We start from the raw sequence: 5,675 nt of genomic DNA, 5'->3' as shown, positions 1-5,675 counted from the left end.
TATTACTATACCGGCGGCCGGGGTCGAACCGGCACGTCCTTGCGGACACTGGATTTTGAGTCTAATATTATTAGTTTTAAATCTCAGAAATATTGATTTTATAAGCTTTTTTTCCATAATATTTTTTAAAACTTAGTATCACTTCCAAAGTTTAGATACTTTTTAGTAACTATAAAATGCTAGAAAGTATACTCCTTATTAAAAAGAGTTTTGGACTAGTTTTGTGCAATTTTATTACCCATATCCGTAATAAGAGAGGCTAAATTAATTGTCTTTAATGATTGTAGAAATTGGTTGTGAATATCATTAGACACATAACCAGCTAGCAAAATATGCTCAGCCATGTCATATTGCTTAATCAAGAGAATCTTATCATGTTTTTCATTAAATAAAATCGCACTAATTGCTGTATTAAAGACTGGAAAACGAAAACTCGCACATTGTGAACAATAAGGAATATCTCCCTCATCTTTTAAAAATTTTTTCTCCAAAGGATGCCCACATTCGGGACAACAAGTCATTGTTTTGTCAAATATAGAAGCCTCTTTTTTAAAGTTCTTAAAAGTAATTTTACCAGTAAAATCGAGACCACGCAAGACATTGAAATAAATCAAGACTTTATTTAAAATTTATCTTATGATATACTAAACTTATCAGCTATTGGTTCTGAAAAAGTGTCTGCCACAGTTTTACTACAAATTCTCATGACTTGTGCCAAGATTTATAAAAAACGGATAGCTATAATAGCTCTTAGAGCAAAAACATGACATATAGGAGGTTAAAGACATGTCATACTTTTATCTTTTTATCGCCATTGTAGGAGAGATATTGGGAACTAACCTTTTGAAATTATCAGACGGTTTTACAAAGCCTATTCCAACCGTTTCTGCCCTACTTAGCTATGGCGTTTGTTTCTATTTCCTCTCACTAGCAATGCAAAAAATTCCTGTAGGAATAGCTTATGCAACATGGTCAGCTGTCGGTTTAGTTTTGATATCCTCTATCGCAGTAATGATTTTCAAAGAAACACTAAATGTTTATAGCATTATCGGTTTAATTTTGATTATCATTGGTGTTGTCATGGTTAACTTATTAGGAAATGCAGGACATTAATAAAACCGGCTCTATACTATTTGTAGTGGGTAAATCCCCTATGGATATTATGGAGCCTATTTTGTTGTAGAAAAAAAGTTCCATAAGAACTATAATGAAAAGCTAGAATTCTGTCAATATTTTGGACACATTTTGGGAGGGAATTTTGAAGACTAGCGTCCTCCTAATTTTCCCAATAAGTTTTAACTTCTTCAAAAATCTTATTCAAAAGTTCTGCATCTTTTTCTGACAACTGATTTTTTTCTATAACTCTATCTTTTAGTTCTGTTGCCTTTATTTTATTTCTTGCCACCGAAACTGCTATTGAATGTTTCAAAATATCAAACTCATCCTTTGAAAAGTTTGCAATATTGGTAAGATCTAATTGTTCTAGAGGTAAACTACTGATAATTGAATAAGGTTTTTGTCCCAGCAAATAATCTGTAGTAGTCCCAAAGATATTTGCCAATTTCACAACGAATTCTAATCCTGGTTCTAACGTTCCATTCTCCCACCGAGAATATGTCCCTTGTTGAACTCCAATTAATTCCGATATTTGTACTTGAGTTAACTTTTTTGATTTTCTGAGAGTTTTTAACCTCTCTGAAAATTTATAATCCTCTGTATACATAATTCTCCTATAGATATTCTTATTCGTATATTTTAGCTTGACAAAATATTCCAAACGGTATAAAATAGAATTATTCCATAAGGAATATTTATTTTGAGATTGAATATTCCATTGAGAATATTATAGCATAAAAGGAGGTAAAAGCGTATGTAACTAGTAGTCGATTTAAAAAATTTTAATAAAGGAGGTAAGATTCGACAAAATAAAAAATCTTGAAACAAATGTGCCGTTCGTTCCAAGATCAAAACATATTATGTAACAATTATACCACAGAAAACTCTTCAGTTGCACAAGAAAATTTCGGAGGTTTCACAAAAAGATGACCAATAAAGAGTTAGTCAATCAAATTTCTGGCCTAAACTCTACCTCTACTCTTAAAAATTGGATTCAACTGATTAAAGAGATAAGTGGCAAGGAATTTAAGAAAATTAAAGTTCCTATCAGTAGAAATCCCAGAACTCATCAATTAAGTTATACAGTTGCCTATGATTTTACAGACGAAGACCTTAGACAATTTCAAAAGTTAGCTAAACTAAAACTTGAAATAGGTCTAAAAGAGGCTATACAAGCCGTATTTGGGAGTCTAGCAGACAATGAACATGAATCCCTAAACCAAGTAATAGATGAGCTCTACGATGAACTGAGCGCCTTAAAACAGGAATTTAAGCGAGAAATGCGACTGATAAAAATTGAGAATTCCAACCTAAAAAAGAAAATCCAAGATATTGAAGAGTCGATGCAAACCGGCTTACTAGGGTTTGTTAACAAGAGGTCAAAAAATAGGTTCGGCTAATAGCGAGTTTTCGGCTGAGCCATGAGGCAGAAAGCCGAAAATGAGCGTAGATGCGGACGGACCATTTTTGACCGATAGGGTGTGTAGTAACACCACCCTCTGCAAGTTAGGTGTACCATCGAAAGAATTCAGTATTTCCAAGGGTTTCGGAGATTTTAAGGGTGGCAAAATTAAGCAAAAAGTTGAATCAAAATCTATGGCAAAAAATGAACATTTACGTTCTGTATTTGACTGGATTCAAATTCAGTTTGATAAGACTGAATTTTCGCCAAGAGAAATAATCGAAGACATTCTATTTCTTGACTATGACCTATTTATTGAGAATAAAGGGAGCCTTAAATACTATAACTATGATAGCCAGCTTCATTATGGGAATATCCGTATCTACTATGGAGCGAAAGAGTCGTCCTACATGCTTGTCATGTCAGGACAGGCACTCGAGTTCTATAGAGATATGGTATTAGATCCAAATAGTCTGTCCGAAAGACAGTTTTTGAACAACCTCTACTACAATTACAATCATTTTTCAGTAAGACGAATTGATATTGCAATAGATGATTTTAATGAAACACCCTATTTCACTCCTAATCAGCTTCTAAAGATTTGTCAGAAGAAACGCTTTATATATGGAAAAAGCACCTACTACAATACCTACGGAGATGAAACAATCGGCCAGACCTTATATTTGAGAAAACCCAATGATGACGAAAGACTTAGAATTTACGATAAACGCTTAGAACGAGCTGAGAAGCTCGGTATCAGCAAGCGGTATATAGAAAATTGGATAAGAACTGAGTTAGAACTTAGGAAAGAAAAAGCTCACTACTTCATTCAAGAATGGTTGCATTCAGAAATAGATCTTCTCAACTTTACCAAGGGATATCTCAAAGAAAAAGTGAGGTTCTATAGTGATAGCTATTTCTCAAAACCTTTGAGATCTTGGGAAAAGTTTTTAGGCCATTCAAAACCCGTCTCTATCATTATTTCAAAATCAAAAACAGAACTAGAACAAAAATTAGAATGGTTTACCTATAAAGGTTCAGGAGCTATTCTAAAAGCGTATAAATTTCTATACGACAATAACTTACTGCATGAGTATGAGAAATCTAACTATCTCGCACTCAACAATATGGAATATCCACCAGATTTAGCAAGTGGATTAATAGAAAGAGCAATACTCTTTAAACGAGAGGATTTGATCCCTACAATCAAAGAAAATATTAAAAGGAGAAATTAACTATGGCAAAAATGCTTTCACAAAATGACTGGAATTTTAATAACATTGGAACAAAATTTGAATTGGATGAAGTCATTCCAAAATTTGAAACGGAAGTCCGAGCAGATGCAAACGGAGAAATTATCAAAAACCGAGATGGTAGCGAAAGACGTTTTAATACCGATAAAATCATTGGTTGGAAATACAATGTAACAATCAAGGATGGACAATTCAAAAAGAAATCAACCCAAGTCTCAGTAGACAATCCAGATGCCTTGGTTGATAATGACTATATCCAAGCAATGGATGAAGTACCAGTTACATTTGACAATTTACAAGCTACTATGATTAGCACAACAATGTATTACAAGGCGGATGCTATCCATTTAGTAGATGTAAAACAAAAATAAGTATCAGACAAGGGGAGTTAATCCTCCCCTTACTTAATCTGAATAGAAAAGGAGATAACATGATTAAAACTGTAACAAAAGATGACCTTGTCGAACTTGGATTTGCTCCAGGAACTGCAAGAAAGATTATCCATACCGGTAAATTACTATTAGTGAATCGTGGTTTTAACATCTACGATAACAAACGGATTGGTACAATTCCAGCCAGTGTCGCTGAAGAACTATTAGGAATTGAACTCCAGAAAGAAGCGTAGCTTATGGCTTTACGTAAAAGTAGAGACGGAACTTGGATTGTCGATGTTTCCAATGGTATAAATCCAATATCTCTAAAACAACGTAGAATTGTAAGAAAAGGATTCAAAACTAAAAAAGAAGCATTGGAGGCCGAACAATACTTACGAAGTGTCGAACTTAAAGAAAAAAGTTTCAACTCAAAAATATCAATTGATATCCTTTATGATCTCTTAAAAGAAGAGGATAAAATAAACAACAGAAAACAAAGCTATATAGATACACAAGAAAACAACTATAACAGGCATATAAAAAACTATTTTGAAAAAGTTGATGATGTAGCTAAATTAACTTATGAAGATATCTATCAATTCAGAGAACATCTAAGAGATAAAAATGCTCAAAACTCGGAAAAGAAGCTAAGTCCAAATACTATTAATAAAATTATAATTTTACTAAAGAAAATTCTGGATGTTGGATTAAGAAAGGGATTTTACAAGGAACATCCTGTAGGAATGCTAAAAAAATTACCAATAGAAAAAGCAAAATTAAATTTCTGGACAATAAAAGAATTCAAGCACTTCTTAACACTATTTAACGACGATGAATACAATATCAAATTACTATTCACAGTTTTATTTTTTACTGGTCTAAGACTGGGAGAAGCACTTGCTCTAACGTGGAAGGATATAGAGTTTTCAACAAATACAATCCATGTAAGCAAATCAGTATACGTTAAAAAAGGTGAAGAACACATTAGTAGTACAAAGACAAAAGCTGGAACCCGAAGAATCATCATGAACGCCAAACTAGTGGAGACACTAGAAGACTGGAAACAGATACAGCATGAGAGATTGAAAGAATTTACAACTAACCTAGATGATCTACAGATATTTCAAAATAGCCCTATTACAATAACTAAAGATTCAATCGAAAAACAATATAAAAAAATATTGCAAAGAAATAGTTCTTTAAAAAAGATAAGAATTCACGACTTCAGGCATTCACATGCTTCACTGCTAATAAATCAAGGAGAAGATTATCTTGTCGTAAAAGAAAGATTAGGCCATGCATCTATAACTACAACAATAGATACATACTCTCATTTGTATCCAAGCAAGCAACAAAAATTAGCGGATAAATTAGATGATTTATTATAAATCTAGTAATTTTAAGTAACTCAGCGTTACAAATTCAACAAATAAAAGAAAAAGACAAGGTCCGAAAACCTTGTCTTTAATACTATACCGGCGGCCGGGGTCGAACCGGCACGTCCTTGCGGACACTGGATTTTGAGTCCAG

Annotated in this window: 8 protein-coding genes; 6 read left to right on the top strand and 2 right to left on the bottom strand. The window is 33.1% G+C overall.

All coding sequences use genetic code 11. The annotated features are described in order from the left end of the window. Positions 1–215 precede the first annotated feature (215 nt). Entirely contained in the window at positions 216–614 is a 399-nt protein-coding gene (locus GMD6S_RS12925) for a hypothetical protein (protein WP_008288146.1), read from the bottom strand. A 172-nt stretch (positions 615–786) separates the two neighbouring features. Here GMD6S_RS12925 and GMD6S_RS10820 point away from each other — a divergent pair, with 172 nt between their 5' ends. Then, complete coding sequence (locus GMD6S_RS10820; RefSeq protein WP_000120162.1) at positions 787–1,113, top strand: DMT family transporter; 327 nt, start codon at positions 787–789, stop codon at positions 1,111–1,113. Between the two features lie 163 nt (positions 1,114–1,276). On the opposite strand, the gene GMD6S_RS10815 is transcribed toward GMD6S_RS10820, so the two are convergent. Then, on the bottom strand, positions 1,277–1,723 hold the full coding sequence (locus GMD6S_RS10815; protein ID WP_000287814.1) for a helix-turn-helix transcriptional regulator: 447 nt from the start codon (positions 1,721–1,723) through the stop codon (positions 1,277–1,279). A 319-nt stretch (positions 1,724–2,042) separates the two neighbouring features. Between GMD6S_RS10815 and GMD6S_RS10810 the strand changes: the two genes are divergently transcribed. The 5 genes from GMD6S_RS10810 to GMD6S_RS10790 are packed head-to-tail and all read left to right on the top strand — an operon-like array spanning position 2,043 to position 5,533. Then, the gene (locus GMD6S_RS10810) at positions 2,043–2,516 is read left to right on the top strand and encodes a hypothetical protein (protein ID WP_000182279.1); all 474 of its coding nucleotides are present in this window, start codon (positions 2,043–2,045) and stop codon (positions 2,514–2,516) included. 40 nt (positions 2,517–2,556) lie between these two features. Then, complete coding sequence (locus GMD6S_RS10805; RefSeq protein WP_000109700.1) at positions 2,557–3,753, top strand: replication initiation factor domain-containing protein; 1,197 nt, start codon at positions 2,557–2,559, stop codon at positions 3,751–3,753. A gap of 2 nt (positions 3,754–3,755) precedes the next feature. Beyond that, positions 3,756–4,142, top strand: coding sequence for a hypothetical protein (locus GMD6S_RS10800; RefSeq protein ID WP_001096843.1), 387 nt, complete (start codon positions 3,756–3,758; stop codon positions 4,140–4,142). A 59-nt stretch (positions 4,143–4,201) separates the two neighbouring features. After that, the gene (locus GMD6S_RS10795; protein WP_000598357.1) at positions 4,202–4,396 is read left to right on the top strand and encodes a DUF3173 domain-containing protein; all 195 of its coding nucleotides are present in this window, start codon (positions 4,202–4,204) and stop codon (positions 4,394–4,396) included. Between the two features lie 3 nt (positions 4,397–4,399). Then, positions 4,400–5,533, top strand: coding sequence for a site-specific integrase (locus GMD6S_RS10790; RefSeq protein WP_001208033.1), 1,134 nt, complete (start codon positions 4,400–4,402; stop codon positions 5,531–5,533). Positions 5,534–5,675: the final 142 nt, after the last annotated feature.

The sequence above is a fragment of the Streptococcus sp. GMD6S genome, assembly GCF_000297015.1.
This window is presented reverse-complemented; position numbering and strand designations above follow the sequence as displayed.